The following is a 22,605-nucleotide window of genomic DNA, read 5'->3' as shown; positions in this document are numbered from 1 at the left end:
CCAATGCGGGTTGACGCGTATTACTCCAGCACCTTGTTCAGCTCGGCGCCGTCGATACTCAGGGTCGCGGTGTTGAGCATGCCTTCGAGGTAAGCCTTGGCGATCTGCTCCTGGCGCTGGGCGCGCAGGGCCTGGGTCAGGCGCTCACGCAGTTCGTCGAGGGTCGCGGTGCGTGCCGGTTGCTGGCCGGTGAGTTTGAGCACATGGAACCCCGCCGCACTCTGCACCACGTCCGACACGGCCCCGACCTTGAGGCGCGACACCGCACTGCGCACTTCCGGTACCAGTTGCTGCAGGGGTTGCATGCCCGAGTCGCCACCGCGCGCGGCGGAGTCCGTGTCCTGGGAAAACTGCGTGGCCAAGGCGGCGAAATCACCCGGTGCGGCCTGGGCCCGACGGCTCAGCTCCTGGGCCTGGCGACGTACCGTGTCGAGGGTTTGCGGGTCATTCGCCGCGAGGAAAATCTGGCTCACACGGTACAACGGTGGCGTTACCCATTGCGCCTTGCCGCTGTCGTAGGCCTGCTGCAATTCAGCCGCGCTGGGGTAATCCGCCGGCACCTGGCTGACCGAGAGCATGTAGTCGCGGAACACGATCTGCTCGGTGGCGGCGCGGGTCTGTTGTTCCACCTCAGGGCGCTGGCGCCAGCCCTGGGCGTCGGCCTGTTCAAGCACGGCCTTCTGCGCCAGGCGTGAGCGGATCCAGGTTTCCAACGCACCACGGTTGCCGCGCAGTTGCTCACGGGATTCGGCCGGCAGGCTGGCCAACACGGTTTTCAGTTCAGGCAGGTCGATTTGCTGGTTGCCCAAGCGCGCCACCGCCGGCCCGCTCGCGGCTGGATTGATCACCGGCGCCGGTTGCTGCGCCGCCACTGGATCGCTGCCCGGCCGCAGGCTCAAGCCCACCGCCACCACCAGCAAGGCCAGCGCACCCGCGCCGACCATCAGGGTTGGTTTTTTCACAATACCGGTGCCTCTTCGCCCACCGCTGCTGCCTGCAACTGCGCGGCCTGCTGGCTGTATTCACGCAGGTAGACGATGAATTCCTGCAACAGGCGGTCCCACAACTCCAGCTGGCTACGCAAGTGCGTGGCGCCGACGCCGGCCACCACCACGTCCATTTCCATCAGCAGGAATTCGCCCTGCACCGACAACCGCGCAAAGCGGCGCGACGCGTTCCACACCTGGGCCAGGCCCTCGGGCAACTCGCCCTGGATACGCAGCGCACAGCTGTAGGTGAAATCCACATAGCTGCCCTGCTCTGCCGCCGGGTTGCCGAAGCGCACCGCAAAGCCGATGCCCTGGCTGGCGCTGAGCAATTGCACGACGCCATTTTGTTCGCTCGGGTTAACCCGGTAGCCGGCTTCCTGCAGCAACTCGGTGAGGCGCTGGGTGGTGACGCTGGTGATCAATTCGCTCATGGTGATCTCTTCCCTGTCTATCAATGATTGGCGGTTGCCTGGGGTGCATCAAAACGGCTCTTGTACAAATCGTCGCCAAAACCCTGGGCCAGTTCCTCGAACTTGACCCGCGCGCTGCTGGCGAACGGCTGGCGAATACTCATCACCTCGGCCACATCGATCTTTTCGTAGGCCGCGAGCAGTTGCTGGGCCACGCCGTACATCTGTTGATTCTTGACTGAACATTGCTGCACTTGTGTGTCACGTTCGCTTAGTTGCGCCTGCAAGCGGGCACGCTCGGCTTCTTTGCCCTTGGCGAGCACCAGCAGTTCGTCGTAGGCCTTCTTGAATTTGCCGATCTGCTCGTTGCTGGCCGCCACCTGGGCCTGTGCCTGACTGTGCAGGCTCTGTTGCTGGCCGGCCAATTGCTCGGCCGCGCCACGGGTCTTCTCCAGCTCAGCCGTCAGTTGCTTGATTTGCGCCTGGGCCTGCTTGGCTTGGGTTTCAGCAGCAATACGCGCCGCACTGGCCTGGGCCTGCTCGCTTTGCAGTGCCTGCAATTGCTGAGTGGTGCTGCGCAGTTGCGTGCGCAGGCGCTCCTCCATGCCTTCGGCCGCGGCGCCGGTGGTGACCAGCAGCAGTAACAGCCCGCAGATTCGCGTGTTCATGTGGCATCTCCCTGCGCATCAAAAGCGCGTGTTGAGTTCCAGTTGCATCACATCGACTTCGAACGGCTGGCCATACACTTCGGAAGCGCTCAACCAACGCGCACTGGCGTAAATATTCTTGTCGATGCCGTAGTTGGCGCCAATGAAGTAACCCTTGGCGTTGGTGCCGCCCAGGTGGAACGAAGAGTCGTTGAAGCCGTCGGGCAAGGCGTCGGGCTGGATGTACTTGTAGCCGGCCAACACGTTCCAGTCGCCGCGCTTGCGCATCTCCAGCGCGCTGCCCAGGGTGAACGACACCATCAGCGCATTGCCGCCACTTTCAAACTGGCCCTTGCTGTTGATGTTGTTGACGATCTCGCCTTCGCTGCGCTTGAGCATTTCGCCCTTGTCGTAGGCCAGGTTGTGGATGAAGTTGCCCTGGGTGCGCAGCTTGAAATCGCTGGGCAGGTCGCTGTCCCAGACCAGGTTGAGGTCCAGCACATCGAACTTGGACGCCAGGCCGACGAATTGAGGGTCCGGCGTTCTGGCCGGGTCAGTCGGGTTGGTGGTGTTGTTGCGCAGGTTGAACACCGAGTTGCCTTTTTGCATGAAGGCAACACGCGTGCCGTCAGTGTCACAGGCGGGCGCGCCCTGCCACGTGGAGCAAGGGCTGGAACGTTCGCCTTCGATGTCCTGGAACTGGTAGTAAGCGGCGGCAAGTTTGAGACGGTTGCTGCGGTTGATCTTCCAGTCAGCGCCAATCTGCCCGCCAAACAGCCATTTGGTGTCGCTGTCTTCCTTGTCGATGCCATTGGTGCTGGCGGTGTCGGCGGTGTACTCGACCGGGAAGGCACCGAGGGTACCGAACAGCCCCCACTCGCTGTTGAGGCGGTGGTTGAAGATCGCGGCCACGCCGTCGAAGTTGAGGTCGTTGGAATACATCATGTCGGTGGAATAGAACGGGTTGCCGATGCGCCCGGCAGTCAACGTCATGTAGTCAGTGGTTTTCCAGGTCAGGTAACCCTGATCCAGCCAGATGTCTTTTTTGCCGAAGCCGCCGCCCAGGGTCTGGGTGGTCGACACCGGGTTATTGTCAGAGCCGGTGGCGATGCGAATGCCGGCGGTCCACTCCGGCGAGATCACCGCTTTCATGCCCAGGCGTGCGCGCAGGCGGAACAGGTTCTCGCGGTCCTCGCGGGTGTTGAGCAAGGGCGGCAACTTAGTGTTGGAGTTTTTATTGACGTCGTAGGGCCCCGTGTCATTGAGCTTGGCGAAGTCGGTGATGTTGTTGCTGTTATTACCCGAAAAGTAGCGTGACTCGTCGCGCAAACGAATATCGCCATCAAAGCTGATGCGCGAGATCCAATCGGGGAAGGTATTGGGCTGTGCCCAGTTTTCCTGCTTGGCGGTGGCCATGACTTCGGCCTTGACCTGGTCGCGAATCTGATCCTTGACCGCCTGCGGCACATACTGCACACGCACATCGCCGGGCGCTGCGGTCGGTCCTGCGGCAACCACTGGCACGGCATTGGCCTGGCGTGCCTGCTGGGCCTCTTTTTCAGCCTGGGCGATCAGCCCATTGGCGGTGGCCTGGGTCAGCACACCTTGCTGCACCAGCAGACGGATCAGGTTGATGGTGACGTTTTCCGAAGGCGCAACCGGGGCTGCAGCCGCCTGGCCAACCAGGGTCGCGATGACCATGCCAACCGCCAGGGTCAGTCGATTCACGGGGGAAATCATGTGTACGCAACTCCTGTAAAAATCCGTTAAAAAAGGTTCAGTCAATCCGGGCGCCGGCCCTTGAGGGACAGGCGCATGGGCAGCGTCAGTGACGCCGGCGGCTTCTGTGCGGCACGCGGTGCACGTATCAGCGCGAGCATCTGGGCGTCGGTCTCGGCATCACCGCTGGACTTGGCCACCAGCGCTTTAGTGACTTGGCCATCGGTGCCCAACCACAGGTCTATCTGTATCGAGAAAGCTTTCTTGCGTAATTCCGGGTCTTCGCGCATCAGCCGTTGATAGGTGCCGGCCAGATACTGCTTGTACGTGCCGGTACCCAGCCCGCCGCCACCGCTGCCGGCCATGCCACCGCCCTTACCAGCGCCGATGTTGAAACCGTCATTGCCGGACTGGGCGTCGCCGTCGATCTGCATCGGGTTGGCCAGGTCTTCGTTAGGTGAAGGCGGTGCTTCCTCGGCCGGCTTGACCTCTTCGGGTTCCGGGCTGGGCACCGGCTCCGGGACTTTTTCTTCGACCTGAGGCTCGGGCTCCTTGGGTTTTTCCGGCGGCGGCGGTGGTGGCGGCGGCAACGGGATAATCGTCGGCACCTTCGGCGCTTCGCGGCGCACGCCACTCATGTCGTTGGCCCACTGCCACAAAAACCAGGCCGCCACGGCCCCCAACAACAGGCCGGCGCCCCACTTCAGCGGGCGCAACGGCGGTTTCTTTTTCACCGGTATTGGCGCAATCGGGATCTGTGCGGTCATGACTCAGCCCTGACTCGGTTTGCCGGTGACCAGCCCGACCTGGGACAGCTCCAGCCGGCGCAGCAAGTCGAGTACCTCAATCACCTTCTGGTACTGCACCATCGCGTCGCCGCGCACGATCACCGGGAAGTCCGGGTTCAACGCTTTCTCGATACGCAGGCGCTCTTCCAGCTCGCCGAGGGTGACCGGGTAGGCGTCGAGGAACACCTGGCCGCCGTCGTTCACGGAAATGGCCTTGGTCTTGGCCTCCGACAACGACACCGAGGCGCTGGCCTTGGGCAGGTGAATCTGGATGCCCGAGACCTGAGCGGTGGCGGTCAAAATAAACATCACCAGTACCACCATCAGCACGTCCACCAGAGGCGTGATGTTGATGCTGTCGACGGCGGCATCGTCGTCATCGTCGTGGGAGGCATTTACGGAAGCCATGGCGATTCTCCTCAGGCCGGAACCGATGCGTGATGCGGTGCGCGGTGCGCGGCTTCACTGTGCTGGCTCTCGCCGTGCATCTCCGCCAGGCGGGTGATGAACTCGTCGACAAACACGCGCATATCCGCACTGACTTCCTTGTTGCGGGTGATCAGGCGGTTGTAGCCAAACAGCGCCGGGATCGCGACGAACAGGCCCATGGCCGTGGCCAGCAAGGCTGCGGCCATGCCCGGGGCGATGGCGTTGATGTTCACGTCACCGGCCATGGCCGTGCCGAGGAACACCACCATGATCCCCAGCACCGTCCCGAGCAGGCCGATGTACGGGCCGCCGGCGATGGCGTTGGACAGGGTCGAGAGTTTGGAACTGAGCGCCTGGTTTTCGCGGGTGCGCACGCCGTCCATGGAACAGCGGATGGCTTCGATGGTCGCGGCCGACACCGACGAGGTGTCGGCGCCTTGGGCGCGACGGGTGCGGATCTCCTTGACCGCCACCAGGTACAGGCGCCACAGCGAGGAATGGGTCAGGCGCTCGCCCAACTGGGCGTCGTCGGCGTACATCTCCAGGCGTGTGCCGATCTGCGCGAAGTGCTCACGGAACACTTCGTTGGCACTGCTTAAACGGCTGACCTGGCGGTTCTTGCGCAGCATGATGACCCAGGACTGAAACATCATCGCCACCAGCACCAGGATGATTACCCAGGCATCCACCGGTACGGCGTTGAGCAAGAAGCCCAGGCTGCCGAAACCGAAGCCGGACTGTTCTTCATCCACCCCGTAGGCCACCAGTTTCGATTCGGCGCCCTGGGCGCTGGCATCGGCCAGCAGCAGCGCGGCCGGACGCGCCACCTTGGACAGGCGCAGCTCATCGATGGCCCCGGCGAATGGCAGGTGCGTGCTGCCCGCTTCCGGCAGGTCGGCACCGATGGCCATCTGGGAATTAAAGGCCGGCATGGCCACCGCGAGGGTCACGGTTTCGCGGCCATTCACATACAGCGTGACCTTTTCACCCTCGGCGGTGAACGCCAGGTGCTGCCATTGGCCGGGGTTCAGCGGCTGGGTCGAGACAGCGCGCTGGCCGTCGATGTCCACAAACGGCATGCCCTGGTTCAAGCCCAGCAACAGGCTATGGGTGCCGTCACGCCGGGCCAGCACCACTTGCTCGCCACTGGCTTGGTCCAAGCGCAACCAGGCGCTGAAGGTGAACGCGCCGCCTGCCGCATGTTGCAGCGACGGGCTGGCCGGCAACATCACGGGTTGGCCGCCGAACTGCAAGGCGCGGCCGATCACGCCATCGATGGCGGCGCCAGTGGCGTTCAACGCGGTGTTGGCGTAAGCCGTGGTGTCCCGGGCCGGCGTGCCATTGGCGCCATCAAAATGGTAGAGCGCGGTGTAGTTCGGGTCGAAGGTCAACTGGCCGTTGGCCGTGGCCGGGGCCTTCTGGTTGCCGTAGTACATCCACAGGTCCTGGCGCTGGCCGCCTTCGACCTTGGGCACATCGACCCAGATCAGCGCCATGCCCATCAACGGGTCGAAGCTTTCGATCTGATGGTTGAACACGGTCTTGTCATCGGCACTCACAAAGCGCAGGTCGGCACCGTCATCCTTGACCCCGTCAAAGGTGAAATTACCGGTGTGCAGGCGCACCAACAGCGCGGTACGACCCAGGGCCTGGTTGATCGCGGCCCCTTGCGCGGTGGTGTCGACCGAGATCTGTTTGCGGTAGTGCCAGTCGTCCTGCCACCAGGCATGGGCGGTGGCCGGGAGCGCGAAGCCCAGGCAGATCAACAGGCTCAGGAATAGGCGTTGCATGGGTGAAGTCTCCGGAAGAAAAAGTCAGAAAGTCGCCTGCACACTGAAGTGCAGTCGCGAGTCCTGTTTCTGGGTGTTCGGTCCATCGAGCAGCGGGTAACCCCAATCCAGGCTGCCGGACAACCATTTGCTCAAACTGGCGCGGGTGCCCAGGCCGACACTGGCCAGGCTGTATTCGTCTTCTTGCTCGGGCAGTGGGTCGTGCAGGCGCATGCGCGCGCCTTCAGCGAACGCGTAGAAGCGCCACTCCTGCACATAACTGCCGAGAAACTTGGCCAGGGACGGCGTGCGCAATTCCTGGGAGAGCAAGTAGCCCTCGTCCCCGGTGCGCTCGGCCGCCAAGTAGCCGCGCACCGACGTGGCGCCGCCGGCCGAGTACTGCTCGTTGGAGACCAGCGGTCCCGAGGCGAGTTGGAAGCCGCCTTTGGTCGCCGACTGCCAATCGTTGGCGAAGGTATAGGTGTAATTCAGGTCACCCTTGAGCACGGCAAAACTGGCGCTGGCCTTGTAGCGCTTGTAGTCGAACGCCTCGGCATCGCTGCCGTAGCCAAAGAAGGCGCGGGTACCGACGATCAGGTTCAGACCGAGGCCCAATTGGGATTGCTCGGTGTAGCGATAGCCGTTGTAGCCCAGGGTGAATGGCGCGTATTTGAGCGGCACCTGGTCACTGCTGGCGCCGAATTTCATTTCCTCGTCGAAGTCCTTGAAATCGATCCCGAACGAGAATGAGTTGGCCCAGTTACCGGCAGCCGGCAGGTTGTAGATGGCCGACACACCGTAGGAATGGCCCTTGCCCAACACGTTGCTGCCGCCGATGGTGGCAATGTTGCTGTCGGACTGGTAACCGGAGAACTGCAAGGTCCAGCGCTCATTCAACGGTGCGGTGTAGGAACCCGACCAAACCTTGGCATTCTCGGTGTCCTGGGGCGCGGTGAAGTAAGTCAGGGAAATGCTGTGGCCCAGTTGCCAAAGGTTGTCGTAGCCCAGGGTCGCGACCGACCGCAGCTTCTCGGTGTCGGCGCTGTAGTCGTTGTTCAGGCCGATGCTGGCGTGCCAAGGGTTCTGGTCTTCGACCTGCAGGTCCACATCCATGGTGCCCGGGCGCTGGCCCTCGCGTACCAGCGGCGTAACCTGGCGCCCGGCACTGCGGTTGAGCCCGGCCAGCTGGGTCTGCACCGTGGCAAAGTCCGGCACCGCGCCCTCCTCCAGGGCCGGCACCTGCTCGCGGATTTCCACCGGCGAATAGTGCTTGGCGCCGACCACGCGCACGCGGCCAACCTTGGTTTCGCTGACTTGCAGGTAGACGATGCCGTCATCGACCTTCTGCTCCGGCAGCTCGACAAACACCGACTGGTAGCCACGCGACTGGTAGATCTTCTGCAAAGCATCGCGGGCGCCTTCGATATCGCCCAGGGTCTTTTGCGGGCCGAGAAACGGATACACCGCCTCCTCAATCGTCGCCGCATCGAGCACCGTGTTGCCGCGCACGAAGTACTCGTTGACGTCGACCTTGCGCGCCACCGCCTCTTCCTCGGCCAACACCGGTTGCGCCAGGCTCCCCAGCGTCACGCAACACAGCGCCAGCGTTAATTTGAACAGATGCTCCACACCGCCCCCTGACATTCTGATTTTATCCGCCGCCGCCGATTGCCCGGCGCAAGGCCTGCTCAATTGCTGGTGATCGAGGTGTTGCCGTGGCGGGCCAGCCAGGTGTGCAACAGGGCGAAGTTCAGCGAGAACTCCGGCATGTGCAGCAAGGCGCCACAAAACACGTCACCGATGATTTTCTGGATGAGTTGCACCGCACGCGGGTTGTTCAGCAGCGTGGCGATGTCGCGGGTCAGTGCCTGGATGCTCCAGACCTTCTGGTTGAGGTCCAGGCCGACGAACCAGCGGAACAGCAGGTTGTAGTTCAGCTGTTCATGCAGTTGCTGCTCGCTGGGTACCGAATACAGCAATTGCAGCAGCAGGATCTGCAGCACGGTCTGCGGGGCGATCGACATCGGGGCTTCGGCCACCAGCCAGTCGCGGTGCTGGTCGAGCACTTCATCGATCTGCGGGCGCAGCAACACCAGGGAATGGCTGGCCGGGATATAGCTGGAGACTTCCTTGCGGGTGCCCTGCCAATCGTCCTGGGAGACGATCCATACCCAAGGCGCGCCGTAGCGATAGACCGACACCGGCTTCTTGCGCGCCGCTTCGACGATCTTCGACAGGCGCTGGTCGAGCTCCTGCATGCCCACTTTCGAGTAACGTTCCATAGTTCCCATCGCCCCACTCCTGGCATCCTGCTTGCGGCTGAAAAGCCCACCTTTCTGGTGGGCTCAAGCGCGTTACACAGGAGAGACGGGAGTGGCTGGGGACTACCGAACTTTTGTCATGAAAGCTTCATTTTGGATTGGGTGGGGGGCAATTTTTTGTGGTGTCTATATCCGTTATTTGGGGGGTGACTGGTATGGGTTCCGCCCTGACACCGGGGCATACACCTGATGCATGGAGATCAAACTGTGGGAGGGGGCTTGCTCCCGATAGCAGTGTGTCAGCTCATGCATCTGTGACTGCCCCACCGCCATCGGGGGCAAGCCCCCTCCCACACTTAACCGAGATCGACAGCAAGAACCCGGCCGGCTCTAAGGCCGCTACTCTCGGCTGAGGGATCACTCAGATCTGCTTTTGCTCCACACCACTCAGGTCGGCTACCAGGCCGCCGTGCTCTTGCTTTTGATCTTGATCTTAGGCGCCCCGTCAAACACGCTGGGCGCCTAAGATCAAGATCACAAGCCAGATCAAAAGCAGGCTGATATCTACCTGATGCATGGAGATCAAACTGTGGGAGGGGGCTTGCTCCCGATAGCAGTGTGTCAGCTCATGCATCTGTGACTGCCCCACCGCCATCGGGGGCAAGCCCCCTCCCACACTTAACCGAGATCGACAGTAAGAACCCGGCCGGCTCTAAGGCCGCTACTCTCGGCTGAGGGATCACTCAGATCTGCTTTTGCTCCACACCACTCAGGTCGGCTACCAGGCCGCCGTGCTCTTGCTTTTGATCTTGATCTTAGGCGCCCCGTCAAACACGCTGGCCGAACGCAGGCTTGAATCCGTGGGTAACCCGGCAGGACGCCGGGTTAGCCGCCCCGCGCCATGGATGGCGCGTGGCGGCGGCCCACGGATTCAAGCCGGAGTGAGGGCACACCGAGCCTAGGCGAGGTGCCGAGTGTTGGGGCGAAGCGTTTTTGGTTACTTTTGGCGCTCTTCCAAAAGTGACCCGCCGTAAGGGCGGAACCCATTTCAGCCGTTACCTAAACAACGGATATGTACCCCACCCACACCACCAACATCGACAAAAGAGCACATCCTGCGATCAATACCATTGCTGTCTTTATCCAACTCAAGACCGAACACTACCGCAAAAAAACAGGGCGATCATTGATCGCCCCAAACGGTACATCGAGAGGTCCTTTCCAAAGCCTTACAAACTGATCTGCTGACGCTCCTCATCCGTCAACCGCGCCCGCGCCTGCTCACTCAGCGGCCCCGCGCCCAGCACCTGCACCGGGCTGCTGGGGTTGTACCCGGAAGTTTTCTGCGCCGGCTCCGGCTCACGCGGCAGCGGCTCACTGCCCAGGCTCAACACCTCAACCGTCATGATCGACGGCCGACCCTGCTTGGCCGCCGCCTGCTGACTGCGCGCCGCATCTTCCGCCGCCTGGGACGCCGCCGCCCCCGCCGCGCTGGCCGAGCTCATGGCCCCGGTGTTAACGGTGGCCGACACCGGTACCCCGGACGACTTGCCCTGGCTCTGGATGTTCGCCGCGTTCACCACCCGCAAGGCAGCGATGTTGACGTTACCCGACACCCGAATCCCCGCCTCCCCCGCATCGATGGTGCCCATCGGCGCGATCAGGTCGATATCCCCCGCCGGCACTTCCGGAATCGGGTTCAGCGTGGCGATCCCCGCACCGGTACTCGGTACCGACGGCGACAGGCCCACGTTGCCCCAGTTGTCATAGACGCGCTTGGGCGGCGTGTACACCACGGTAGTCTTGGAACCGCGCCCGGCGTTGATGTCGCCCTCGCTGGTCCAGCCCATGATCGAGCCGCCGAAGGTGGTCATGATGCGGCTCTGCCCAAGCAGGATGCTGCCGAGCGAATACAACTGGATATCGCCTGCGCCCTGAGTGATCACGCCAGCCGTCGACGGTGGCGCAGCGCCTTCGATGCCGAACGTCTGGCGGCCACCCGGCGTGAGCATCTGGATCGAGCCACCGAAGTTGGTGTGCACGCCCGCGCCGCCGAACATCGTGATGTCGCCTTTGTAGGTGATCGGGTTGCCGGCCACGTCGGTCTCGGGGAACAACCGGGCAATCGCCGTACGGCCACGCACATAGCTGCCCTGGCGCACACTGCCGTCCTGGTTGTACTCACGGCCGGCGGCCTTGAGTTCGGCGAAGTACACGTCACGGGCGAAGATCCGTTGTTGTTCGGCGGGCAGTGCGGCGTAGTAGGTACGGGCCTGTTCGCTGTCGCCGGCGAAGCCGAAGCGTTCGGTGAGCCAGGACACCAGTTCATTCTCGTAGGTCTTGGCGACTTTGCTGCCCTGCAACGACTCACCCGGTTGCGCCAGGTTGGCGGGGTTCAGGTAGGCCTCGACGAAGCGGCGGTAGTCCGGGCCGTTGGGGCCCATGCCGGCTTGCATGACGATGCTTGCGCCAGGGCGGCTGTCGCCGGCCGCGACAGCGCCCAGACTGTTCACCGCGACTTTGTCTTCCATCTGAATGTTGCGCCCCGCCGTCAGCTCCAGGGTACCGGGGCCGGCAACGTTAAAGCTGCTGTAGAGGATGTCGCGGCCAGCGCTGGCGATGGAGATATCGGTGGGGCTGTTGTGCACGAACAGGTTGCCGGTAAAGGTGTATTGACCCGTATCCGTGACACCTGCGCTGGCACCGCTCAAGCGCGTGCCGCTGCCGACAATATCGCGTCCGGCTTGCATCCATACCGGGCCTGCGCCTTCGTAAAAGGTTTGCCCGAACCGAGCGTCACCCACCCCCGTGATCGTGAGGGCGCGCCCACTGTTGACGCCCAGCAGGTCCCCACTCAGTGCATAGAAACGCGCGGGCTCCAGGGCATCACCCCAAGCCATGCTGGCGGTGTTGGGGCCAAAGGCAAACAGTGGAGAAACCGTTAAGGTTGCAATGTTGCCATCGCTGGAAAGATTGCCACTGCCCACTATTGCCGTTTTTTGATCAGTCAGGAAACCGGCGAAGGCCGGACGCAGAATAGTCGCCAGGCTATTGGGTGCCGCACTGGAGCGGCTGATCGTCAGATCGCCGCCGGAGATCGAATCACCGGCCAGCAATTCCAGTTGCCCATTGGACGAAGGTGCGAGCACCAACGCCCTGAGCGGCTGCACGTCGCCAGGATTACTGGTCGAGGCGCTGCCGTAATAGAGACTGCCGTTAGCAGCAACCGCACGCAATGTCGCGGGATAGACCGCCGCCATATCGGTTTCCAGGGTCTGGGTCAGGGGCGTGAGGTTGCCCCCGGCAGAGAACAGGTCCACTGCTGTGCGGTCGGTCCACAGGCTGAACCAGCTTTGCCCAATCCCGTTGACCCCCTTATTGACGTAGGTCAAGGCGTTCATCTGCGGCGCGCGCCCAGGGTCGGCGACGTCCTGCAACACCAGGTCGCCACGGGTGGACAGGCTGAAAGTGGCGTCGCCCGGCAATAGGCTCAAACCTCCCGCAGCAAAGGCCGAAGTGGCGCGCAACGGATCATAGGCGCGTACCTCACTGGGACTCTGGTCTTTGCGTTGATTGCCATACCGCAGCGTCAGACTGCCCAGGGCGCCGCCGGTCAATTGCACGTGCCCACGCAGGTTCACCAGTGCACCATTGAGGTGCTCTACAAAGGTCTGGCTGGCGGGGTTAACCGCTCCGCCGACCCGCAGGTTCAGATCACCGCCACCCGTCAGTTGCACACTGCCATCGGCCCCGACCCGACCGGTACTGCCGACTGCCAGTACCAGGCCTTGGCTGCGCCGACTGACGTTCAGAGCTGTTGACGAGACAGGGCTGATGAGTCCTGCATCGCCACCCACATCAACATTCAGGTTGCCGCCTCCCAGGGTGCCAAACCCGGTGAACCCGACCATCTGGTCCGCCCGGTCGGTAGCGACGTAGGAACCAAAATTGATCCACCAGGCGGTGGCTTGCGCCTGGCTCCCACTGAGCCCATTGCCCTGACGCCACAGCCAGTTGCCGACGTTGGCTGAATCCTGACCCTGGTCGCTCGGTACCGGACGACCAACGCCATTCTGCGCCGGGCTGGTGATATTACCCGTCAGGTTGCCGCCCACTTTAAGCAGCAAGTTGCCGCCCGTATCCGGGTACCAGGCACGGTACAGACTGCCGGTGTCTGCGTTGACCAGCTTTTCGTTGCCCCCGGCGTTAGCCAATACCTTGCCATTGCTGCCCAGGGCTCGCTTGAGGTTATACGGATCGTTGGTCGAGGTGCCGGTGGACGAGCTGCCTGCCGTGTAGACGCCGAACAGCGACTCCATGCTCAGGTTGCCGGCGGCCAGCAGGTCAAGGTCTGCAGCGCCAGTGCGGATTACGCTGAAGCGACTACTGCCGCCCACCAGCAGCGTATAGGCCTCACCACTGACAACGCAGTATTCCGGGAAGTCGTCACATACACCTGGGTATTGTATTGCGTCGAAATCAACCGGTTGGCCTACCATGCTGTCATCGCCGAACCACCCTATAGAGCCCTCCTCGGTCCAGACCTGGGCTCCTTTCCCGAACGCCCCATAGTGACTGTCCGCCAATCGCAGATTGCCGCTTACCGGATGCGGTTGCAGCAGGCGACTGTCCGCCGCCTCGGTATCGGCCCCCGCGACCAGGCGAATCGACCACGACTGCGCACCCTCCTCCAGCATGGGTGCAATTGCCCAGTTCTTGCCCGGATGGCCGGCGTCACGCAACGTCACCGACTCCACGCCGCCCGGCAGCTTCACGTCTGTCCCCGACGGCAACAGGGCGCCCCTGGGCAGCACTTGGCTGGCGGTCAGGGTCACCTTGGTGGCCAATGGCACGCCCTTGGGCCAGATCAAGCCGTCGACACTGGCTGACGTGCTCAACAAACTGCCGGCATCCAGGACACTGCCGATGGCGAGGGTCTGGCTCTGAGTCAGCAACGTGCCCGCCGCGAACAGCACATTGCCCGAGGCATCCCGAACAGCCGCCGCCAACACCGTACCCGCCGGGAGTACCAACGGTTGTTTGAGCGTAGCCGCGACGGGCAATCGGGTGCCCGGCGGCAAAAACAGGGGGTTGGTCAGTACATCGAAATTAAGCGCAGCGCCCGCGGGGAACACGGTGCCCACCTCCAGGGTCACGCCGCTGCCCGGTATCACCACGGTGCCGCCGGTGTAGTCGATACCGGCGCGCAGCACCCAGCCATTGTCATCGTCGGTGGCCGGTGGCGCGGCAAAGCCGTCGTTGATGCTGCCATAGATATTCAGGTCGCCACCGGCACGCAGGGTCAGGCTGCCGGACTCGGTCTTGGCCGTTGATTTGAGGCTGGCGTAGCGATAGCTGGAGAGGTCCAGATCGCCCTGCACTACCAGGTCTCCATCCGGGGTTTTGCTGATGATCTCTACGCCGGGGCGCAGGTGGAAAACATCGCCGTACGTGGCGTTGTTCAAGCCGGCGAGTTTGCGCAGCAAGTTGTCGTTAACGCGCGCAGCGTCGATGAATGTCGTATTCGCGTCATTGACGCCCTGCAGGTAGGTCTGATCAATCACTTGGTACGGGCGGCCATTGGGCGTTTCGTCGGTTTTGGTCGGGGCATCGTCGTAGGTTCTCATGCCATTGAGCGCAATCGAACGCGCGCCTTGGATAGTCAACTGCCCACGGGCGTCGATGGCGATGTCATTGCCGCCCACTCGCGGCGCGTTGAGTTCCAGCGTGCCACGGCTGCGCCCGTCATTGCCGGTCGCAGCAGCAGTACCGTGACGCAGGTCGATGCGCGCCCCCTCGGCCAGGGTCAGTTGGCCCAGGCCCGAGCCCAGCACCACGATGGCGCGGTTGGGCGAATCGATGATCTTGCCGTAGCTGTCCAACCGCAGTTGGCTGCCATGGGCATCGAGCACCGCCGTGCCGTCCAGGCTCAGGCCGTTCTTGGCCGCCAGGTTGATGCTGCCCACGCGCTCGCCGCTGGCATCCACCAGGCCGGTCACGCGCAGGCTGCCATTGTCGATCGAGACGTTGACGCTGTTGGCCTTGACGTCATTACCGATCGTCAGGTCGCCCTGCTTGAGCTGGAAGCTGCGCGCACCGTAGACCTGGCCCTGGTTGAGGCGTTGGTTGAGCGCTGCGAACTGGTCGCTGAGCGTACCGCTGCCGCCCAGGCGCTGGGCCTGAATCTCCACCGCACCCGCGAGGTAGGGCACCCGCGTGCCACCGGCATCGTAGTCACCGCTGCTGCCAGCGATGATCTTGCCTGCCAAGTCGACGATCCCCGCAGCGCCGTCCACCGCCACCGCGCGCAACTTGCCCGCCTGGTTGTGCTGCGCCGACAGGTCGATGGTCGAACCGGCGGCCTGCTGCACATTGCCGGCACGGCTTTCCAGCAACACCTCGCCGCCTGCGCTGTATTTGGTCAGGTCGTTGAAGGCAATGGCCCGGCCGGACACATCAATCGAGGCGGCATCGGTCAATACCACGTCGCCCCGCGCGCCCAAGGTCACCTTGCCGCTGGGCAGTACCACGGCAGTGGCCAGGCGAAGGCTATCGCCTTGCAGTGACAATTCGCCGCCGATACCGTCCACCTTGCCTACTGCGCCAGCCGAGGCGCTGACATCAATCGCGCCACCGGCGGTAATACGGTTGACCGAACCGGCTTCACCGGTCATCAGCGGCGTGAGGATATTCAGGTTGCCGCCGCTGTAGGCAAAGCCCTTGATCGCATCAAACGCGCCCTGGCTCTGGTACACCGAGAGGCTGCCCTTGTGGTTGGCGGTGATGCGCTCACTGGCAATGAGGTTGACGTTGGCAAAGCCCAAGGCGAGGCGGTCGAAGGTCTTGGTCGTGCTCGGCTGGGCAAAATCCCCATAGCCGAATTCGATACGCTCGGCATTGATGTCCAGGCGCCCGCTGCCGGTGCCAGCACCGCCGGTCACCGCCGCCACAGGCGGCGCGACGGCACCTTGCCAGATCAGGTTGGCGGTGTGGACAGTCGCCACGTCGTTCAAGCCGCCAGAGCCGTAGATCGCCGGCGTGGAGAGCATCAGGTTGCTCAGCATCGACTTGCCGGTCACGGCGTCATAAGTGTCCAGGGTGGTGGTGCCGTAGAAGTTAAAGCTGTCACGCGCTGACAGTTGCAGGGTTTCCAGGGCCGGGGCGCCGAATTGGGTGTCACCGCGCAGCAGGCGTTCCAGCACTTGCTGGTTGAGGGTCATGCCTACCGGCAGGCGATTGTTGGCGGCTGCAGCGGCCAGGGCTTCGGGACTGCCGACGTTGATGCTGGACACGCCCAGGTTCAGGTGACGGGTGCCATAGCGCACCTCATCGCCCATCTGCAGGGAGCTGTCGGTCAAGGTAACGATGCTGCCTTCGGAATACAGGGCTGTCTGGCCGCTGCAGGGCGCGCTGTTGCACACGCCTAACTGGATGCCCCCACTGATGACTTCGCCCAATGACGGCGCGGCGACTACGTTGAGCAAACCGTTGGACACCGCCAGCACATTGCTCAGGTTGTAGATAAAGCCGTCACGTGCGTCGTAGCTGGCCTTGCCCTGGCCTATCGTGTTGATCGAGGCGCCTTGTTCGAGCGTAATTTTTCCGGTGGAGGTCACCAGTAATACCTCCGGTGCCGCCAGGTTCGCGCCGTCGCGCAGGATGATGGAACTGGTGATACTGCTGGGGAGGTTGATGTAGTTGCCACCCTGGCCGTACGTGACATAGGTCATTCCACCGATCAGCAGGCGAGCCGCGCCCATTGCATTCAGGCTGTCCGCATCCACCGTAATGCCTTTGAAATTGGCGGTAGCCGCGTTGCCTGCCGCGACAATTTCGATGTCCCTTCCCAAGCTGCCCTTTTCTTCGTTTATCAGCGATACGGTACCGCCGTAACCGCCATCAGCGGCCTCGAAGCGGCCGATCCCCTGGAACGAAAAGGCATCCGCACCTGCGCCTGGCCGCAGGGCCAGTTGCAGGGTTTTGGCATCCACCGGCAGCAGTGCCCGAGGTATACCAAGCCTGGTGGCGTCGGCCACGGCGAACTGTGCGTAGCCGGTTTCGTTGTATTGGGAGTAACGACGCAACATATCGGCCGACGTGAGAATCACCTGGCTGGCCGTGCTGTTGCTGATACCGGTATTGGCGATGGACAAGCGCCCTGCCGTGGCCCATGAGCCATTGCGCAATGCCTGGGTCGCACCGTCGGCGCCCATCCCGGCCAGGCCGTTGATCTCCAGCCGGAAAGCCCCAGGCATCAACGCATAGGTGGACGGCATCAGGGTATAGGTGCCGGCCGCCAGGCCCGGCACGCCGGCGCCGATTGTGATCTGCTGGCCGATCAACGGATCGACCGCGCCACCTTCCGGCGCCACCGGGGCATAGCCCGGTTGCACGCCCGGCACAATCGCATAGATCGGGTTGGTGCTCAGACCCGGCAGTACAAACCCGCCGTTCGCACCGAACTGTACCAGTGGGTTGTAACGTGCATCCGTAGACCCCCCGCGCCCGGAAATAAATCCAGCGCCGAGCAGTTCACCACCGCCGGACAGATCCAACGTCGCCTGCGGCAGCACCTCCACCGCCTGGCCACCGAGAATCACCCCGACGTTCAGACTGCCTGCAACGTTGCCGCCACCTTGGCCTATAAACGTTACTGTCTTGCCGTTGTACTTGTAGATCTGCCCATCCACGGTCCCGCCGTAAGGCAATACCAGGCCCTTGCCACTCACCGACGTGAGGCTGCCCGGCAGCAGTTGCACGTCTGTAGAACCCAGGTTGCCGATCTCGATCAGCCCCAGGGGCGCACGCACCACCCCGCCCTGCTTGATGGTCGGCCCGCCCAATTGCAGACGACCAAAGACCGAGTAAGGCATGGCGGCATTGCTATTGGCGGTGCGTGCGATGGTCAGGGTGCGTGTCGGATCATAATTGAAGCCTGTGCCATTGCTGGCAGCATTATTCACATAGCCCGCCAGTACCCGGGCGCCGACTTCAGTCGCCGGATACAACTGCGCCGCACGCAGGGTCATGTCACCACCGGTCACTAATTGCGTGCTGATGCCCTGGGCAATCACATCCGCACCGGCCCCCGCCAGGAAGCGCAAGTCGCCCTGGCTGGTCAGTTGCACATCATCAAACCCACGCCGTTCAAGGCTGGCCTGGCTGTTGTCGGGTCGCAACAGATAGCTCTTGTTGCCGAACACCACATTGCCACGCACGTCGATCAGGTTGGCGTTGGCGTTGAACTGCGCCGTGGTGGCCAGCACCGATGGATTGGGCAAAACCGGCACTGCACGGGTGTAGGCCTCCTTGCCGGTTTCTGCGGGCGCGAGCAGGCCGGCCAACAGCAGGTACGGCGCCGACAGGTTGACCCGTGAATTGGCCGCGGCGCTTTCACTGAGGTTATAGCTGCCACCGTACAGGCGCAGGCTCTGGCCCATGTTCAACGACACATCACCGTCAAAACTCAGCAAGCCGTTGCTGAGCAGCGCAAGATTGTCAAAGCCGCCGGCGGTGACCTGGTCCACCCCGAGATGGCCATGGCCGTATTCCAGGTTGGCGTTCGGGCTGGTTTGATGGGTCTGGCTGAGCACCAGTTCACGCACGTTGAGCACACTGTCGTTGACGCCGGCCTTGAGGTAATACGGGCTTTCCAGCGCAAGGGCCAAGCTGCCGCCCGCCGCCCCCGCCCCGCCCGCACGGGCAACGAAGCTGCCGTCCAGGTACAGGCCGTTGTTCGACGCAAAGCTGATACTGCCGCCATTGCTGGATACCGGCACACGGCCCTGACCGGGCACGTCGAGCATCGCCTGGGCACCGGACGCGTCCAGGCGCGCGCCCTCACGGACCACCACAAACACATCGCCGGCACTGGCAATGCCGGTGGCGAGGTTGATATCGCCGCCAATGCTGATCTTGCCGCCATTGAGGACCTGGCCGTACACGTTGCCCCGATTGCTCACCGCCGTGACCGCTCGCGATGCAACGTCAATCAGCGCATTTTCTCCCACCCAGATCGAGCGGTCATGGCCAGCCGCAATCGGCTGTTCCCAGGCCTGTGGCGACACGCTCAGGCCGCCCAGGCTGACACTGCCACCCCAGGCATTCAGGCTGCCGTTCAGGGTCAACTGGCCAACGCTGCGCAGGTTGATGCCCTGGCCGGGGTCGACATTGATCACCGCGCCCTGGCCCACGGTCAGGGCAGTGGTCGCCAGTTGTGCGGCGGTGGAGTCCTTGGAGCCAGCCGTCAACGTGAGGCTGGCACCGCGACGCTGGGTCAGGACGCCTTGGGTCGGGTTTTCCTGGTAGAGCGCTGGCGTCCAGCGTTCCAGTGCGGTGGCGGGGTCGCTGCCACTCGACGCAGCCACTGTCTGCTCGCCCACGCGGTAGACCGGCGTGGTGACATCCACCTGGGTGCCGTCCGTGACCAGCAGCCCTTCGTTGCCGGTGATGTCATAGGCCGAGAAGCCCTTATTGAAGAAATCGCCCGCCAGTTGCACGGTGCCTGCGTCAGGTGCCGTGGCGCGGGTGCCGATCTGTACCTTGCGCGCCTGCAACGCCAGGGTACCGCCACCGCTGACGCCATAGCCGCGAATCTCGCCGTCCAGCCCGAGGCTACTGAGGGACGCCAAGGTCACATCGCCGCCCTTGCCACCGATAAGCTTGCCATCCAGGCCGAGGATGCCGCCGGAGGATGCATCCACCACACTGCCGGCCGCCAGGTTCACGTTGCCGGTGCTGCGCAACGACACCTTGCCGGCGTTCACATAAGCCACGCCGCTGTTGTTGGTCGGTTCCAGCAGCAGGTTGCTCCAGCGCCCAGTGGTGTCCAGCTTGACCCCGGAGGCCAGGTTGACGCCGCCATTCCCCGCCACGATTGCATCGAGGACAGTGCCTTTGAGCGGATCGATCTGGTTGAGGATGTTACCGGCATTGATGCTGCCGCCGTGGGCGGTGAGATTGGCAGTGATATTGACGCCAGGCCCGAACAGGGTGATATCACCACCGTCCGCCACCTGGAGCGCGCCGTTGACCGTGATCTGCCGGGTGGCCCCGACCTTGATCGCGCCCAGCTCATAGCCATTGAGCTGATCACTGTCGAGTACCATCTTGCCCTGGCGATCCGCCGGCAAGGCGGTGGTGAGGTCCAGGCCGTCAGCGATTTTCTGCGTGTTGCTGTCGATCAGTACCTGGTCGGCGTTGCCGGTCAGGGCATACCGCAGGGTACCGGTGGTCTTGTTGTAGACCGGCGTGTACCCGCCAATGATCAACTGCGCGCGCTGGGCCATGGCCTTCTGCGACTGTTGGTAGCCGTCGAGGTTCATGTTCGGGGCCTGGGTCTGGCGGGTGCCCTGGAACACGTCGCTGATCACCTGGCCTTCGAGCACTGCGCTGGTGGTGCCGATCACCAGCTTGCCGGCATCACGGCCGACGGTGTAACCGCTCTCGTAACGGCGTTGCTTGGCGATCATCGGGTTGTAGTAGTAATCGGTCTGGCCCCAGCGCTTGCTGGTGTCTTCGTAGCCCTTGTAGAACCCGGAATAGAGAATATCGCCCGGCGCATTGGACAGCTCATACAAGCGCCCGTCCGGGCCCTTGAGCCAGGTCTGCTGGATATACCCGGCCTGCACATCCACGGTGCCGCCCGACAGGTTGATCTGCGCGCCCTGCTGGGTCACGACATCCTTGCCGGTAAAGGTCACGGTGCCGCCCTGGGCCATCCACTCGCCCATCGAGTGACCCTGGGTGCCGAGGTAACCGCCCACCTCCAGCAAGCCGCCGGCGGTGTACCAGCGGTCCGTTGCGTAACCGTTGGTACCGGCCGGCACAAACACCAGCTCACGCAGGTCGACCCACACGTCATTGTTGATCAACTGGCCGCCGTCACGGTTGACCGGCGCATCGCGCTGCTCGTTGCCCTGCACGTTGATCTTGATGTTGTTGGACTCCATCGACACCCTGACGCCGATGGCACCAGACACGTCGATCATCGCCCCATCACGCACCAGGCTGCGCCCGGCCGCGCTGACCGCCACCTGCCCGCCCGTGGCCAGGGTGGTCGAGCCTTTCTGGAAGTCCACGGTGCCGCCGCTGACGATCTCGATACGCGACTGGTCGGTGCGGTCGGCCACGGCGCTGAGGTTGTTGAACGCGCCGGTAATCAGGTTGGCGGGGGTGCCGTCGAGCTTGATCAGGCCGTTGCCCTTTTGGCTGTTCAGCGCGGTACTGCCGCTGCTGTCCAGCAGGATCGCGGTGGTGCTGCCTTCGCCCAGGGTCACGCTGCCGGTGCTGTCGCTGGCAGCGTTGAGCAAGTGAATGGTGCCGCGGGTGTCCACCGACGTGCTGGCCAGCGCAACGCCGTTTTGCTGCACCTGATGCCCGGTCAGGGTGATGTCGCCGGTAGAGGCCATGATCAGGCCGCTGTTGGTGACCTTGCCGGCGCTGCTGCCGGCCTTGAGGCTGGTCGCCACTTCATTGCCGCGCGTGGTGGAGCGGTCGTTGCCCGTGGTGCCCACGCCCTTGCGGATGTAGAAGCTGTCGCCGGCCGCCAGGGTGGCCTGGCCCTTGGCGGTAGTGATCGTGCCGGCGTTTTCCACTTCCGAACCGAGCAGCAGGGCGTAGCCGCCCGAATCGGTGGAGGTCGCCGGGTTGTGGGTCTGGATCAATGCACCGCGCTGCACCTGGACCTTGCCCGCCGCGTCGATAAAGGTTGGCTGGGAGCCCGTGCTATCGACATAAATCCCGCGCTGGGTGAACTGCTCATCGGTGATGTTCGCGGCGGCGGCCACCAGGTTACGTACGTTGACCTGGCTGGTGCCACTGAAGACCACACCGTTGCGGTTCACGATCATCACCGTACCGGCGCCATTGATCTGGCCCTGGATCTCACTGGGCCGCGCATTGGGGTCGTTGACGCGGTTGAGCACGGCCCAGCTGGACTGCTGCTGGAAATCCACGGTGGTGTTGCGCCCGACGTTGAAGGTCTCCCAGTTGAGGATCGCCTTGTCGGCGGTCTGCTCGATAGTCACCGTGGTCTTGCCGCCGGACTGGCTCTGGGTCGGGTTCTTGGCGTTGATCCAGCCCTGGGTCAGGCTGTTGTCGACCTGCAGGCCGCCCTTGCCCAGGCCATCCGGAATCGTCGAGACCTGGCCGAACGCAGCCTGGCGTCCCGCCGCTTGCGCGGCCTGCTGCGCGGCAATCGCCGCCACACTGGTGTTCAGCGTACTGATGGAGCGCGCCAACTGCTGGTTGACCCGCGCTTGCTCGTTCAGCGACGGAATCCCCGGCACCTGCCCGGCACTGAGCCGCGCCGCCGTTGCCGCCTGGGTCGCGCCTTTTTCGGCAAACCAACTGGAACTGAACGCCGTGGCTGCATGGGCATTACCGGCCACCATCAACAAGGCAATGGCCTGAGCCAGGGGCTTGAGGCGCAGCACGGTTTCTTGGGCTTTCAGGTTGACCGGTGATTTGCAGCGGACCATCGGGGTTCTTCCTTCTTTGTTATCACGCAGGGAGCAAGACAGGCTCACGTATGAGGGTTAGGCGGTTGGCGAGGGGCGCGACTGAACTTCTGTCATGCAAAGTTCATAGAGG

The 22,605-nt window shown here is 63.2% G+C and carries 10 protein-coding genes; all 10 read right to left on the bottom strand.

What is annotated here, in order from left to right; translation table 11 throughout:
* Window positions 1–20: 20 nt before the first annotated feature.
* The 10 genes from BM403_RS29290 to BM403_RS29240 all read right to left on the bottom strand — a co-directional run bounded on the left by BM403_RS29290 (window position 21) and on the right by BM403_RS29240 (window position 22,493).
* Window positions 21–962: a peptidylprolyl isomerase gene (locus BM403_RS29290; protein WP_046036725.1), complete on the bottom strand. Its 942-nt coding sequence runs from the start codon at window positions 960–962 to the stop codon at window positions 21–23.
* Complete coding sequence (locus BM403_RS29285; RefSeq protein ID WP_064054404.1) at window positions 959–1,420, bottom strand: YbjN domain-containing protein; 462 nt, start codon at window positions 1,418–1,420, stop codon at window positions 959–961. The genes BM403_RS29290 and BM403_RS29285 overlap by 4 nt, the downstream gene beginning before the upstream one ends.
* A gap of 20 nt (window positions 1,421–1,440) precedes the next feature.
* The gene (locus BM403_RS29280; RefSeq protein ID WP_093546597.1) at window positions 1,441–2,067 is read right to left on the bottom strand and encodes a DNA repair protein; all 627 of its coding nucleotides are present in this window, start codon (window positions 2,065–2,067) and stop codon (window positions 1,441–1,443) included.
* Window positions 2,068–2,085: 18 nt separating this feature from the next.
* Window positions 2,086–3,786, bottom strand: a complete 1,701-nt coding sequence (locus tag BM403_RS29275; protein WP_012723654.1) for a putative porin — start codon at window positions 3,784–3,786, stop codon at window positions 2,086–2,088.
* 41 nt (window positions 3,787–3,827) lie between these two features.
* Window positions 3,828–4,532 carry an energy transducer TonB family protein gene (locus BM403_RS29270; protein ID WP_012723653.1) on the bottom strand — a complete coding sequence of 235 codons (705 nt, stop codon included), beginning with the start codon at window positions 4,530–4,532 and terminating at the stop codon, window positions 3,828–3,830.
* Window positions 4,533–4,535: 3 nt separating this feature from the next.
* Window positions 4,536–4,961, bottom strand: a complete 426-nt coding sequence (locus BM403_RS29265; RefSeq protein WP_010211136.1) for an ExbD/TolR family protein — start codon at window positions 4,959–4,961, stop codon at window positions 4,536–4,538.
* A gap of 11 nt (window positions 4,962–4,972) precedes the next feature.
* Window positions 4,973–6,772, bottom strand: coding sequence for a DUF2341 domain-containing protein (locus BM403_RS29260; protein WP_093546594.1), 1,800 nt, complete (start codon window positions 6,770–6,772; stop codon window positions 4,973–4,975).
* A gap of 24 nt (window positions 6,773–6,796) precedes the next feature.
* Window positions 6,797–8,380 carry a ShlB/FhaC/HecB family hemolysin secretion/activation protein gene (locus BM403_RS29255; protein WP_046036728.1) on the bottom strand — a complete coding sequence of 528 codons (1,584 nt, stop codon included), beginning with the start codon at window positions 8,378–8,380 and terminating at the stop codon, window positions 6,797–6,799.
* Window positions 8,381–8,439: 59 nt separating this feature from the next.
* On the bottom strand, window positions 8,440–9,033 hold the full coding sequence (locus tag BM403_RS32720; RefSeq protein WP_043205185.1) for a transposase: 594 nt from the start codon (window positions 9,031–9,033) through the stop codon (window positions 8,440–8,442).
* Window positions 9,034–10,241: 1,208 nt separating this feature from the next.
* A complete protein-coding gene (locus BM403_RS29240; RefSeq protein ID WP_093546591.1) occupies window positions 10,242–22,493 on the bottom strand; it encodes a filamentous haemagglutinin family protein in 12,252 nt (4,083 codons plus the stop codon).
* Between the last annotated feature and the right edge of the window lie 112 nt (window positions 22,494–22,605).

Origin of the sequence: Pseudomonas sp. OV546 (assembly GCF_900116845.1) — a bacterium.
Classification (GTDB): Bacteria; Pseudomonadota; Gammaproteobacteria; order Pseudomonadales; family Pseudomonadaceae; genus Aquipseudomonas; species Aquipseudomonas petroselini.
Note: the sequence above shows the minus strand (reverse complement) of the source record. Positions and strands in the feature narration are given on the sequence as shown.

What these genes read in the sequence shown, in the direction of transcription:
- BM403_RS29285 (WP_064054404.1), bottom strand. Translation starts at nt 1,420, where the DNA reads ATGAGCGAATTGATCACCAGCGTCACCACCCAGCGCCTCACCGAGTTG.
- BM403_RS29280 (WP_093546597.1), bottom strand. Translation starts at nt 2,067, where the DNA reads ATGAACACGCGAATCTGCGGGCTGTTACTGCTGCTGGTCACCACCGGC.
- BM403_RS29275 (WP_012723654.1), bottom strand. Translation starts at nt 3,786, where the DNA reads ATGATTTCCCCCGTGAATCGACTGACCCTGGCGGTTGGCATGGTCATC.
- BM403_RS29270 (WP_012723653.1), bottom strand. Translation starts at nt 4,532, where the DNA reads ATGACCGCACAGATCCCGATTGCGCCAATACCGGTGAAAAAGAAACCG.
- BM403_RS29265 (WP_010211136.1), bottom strand. Translation starts at nt 4,961, where the DNA reads ATGGCTTCCGTAAATGCCTCCCACGACGATGACGACGATGCCGCCGTC.
- BM403_RS29260 (WP_093546594.1), bottom strand. Translation starts at nt 6,772, where the DNA reads ATGCAACGCCTATTCCTGAGCCTGTTGATCTGCCTGGGCTTCGCGCTC.
- BM403_RS32720 (WP_043205185.1), bottom strand. Translation starts at nt 9,033, where the DNA reads ATGGAACGTTACTCGAAAGTGGGCATGCAGGAGCTCGACCAGCGCCTG.
- BM403_RS29240 (WP_093546591.1), bottom strand. Translation starts at nt 22,493, where the DNA reads ATGGTCCGCTGCAAATCACCGGTCAACCTGAAAGCCCAAGAAACCGTG.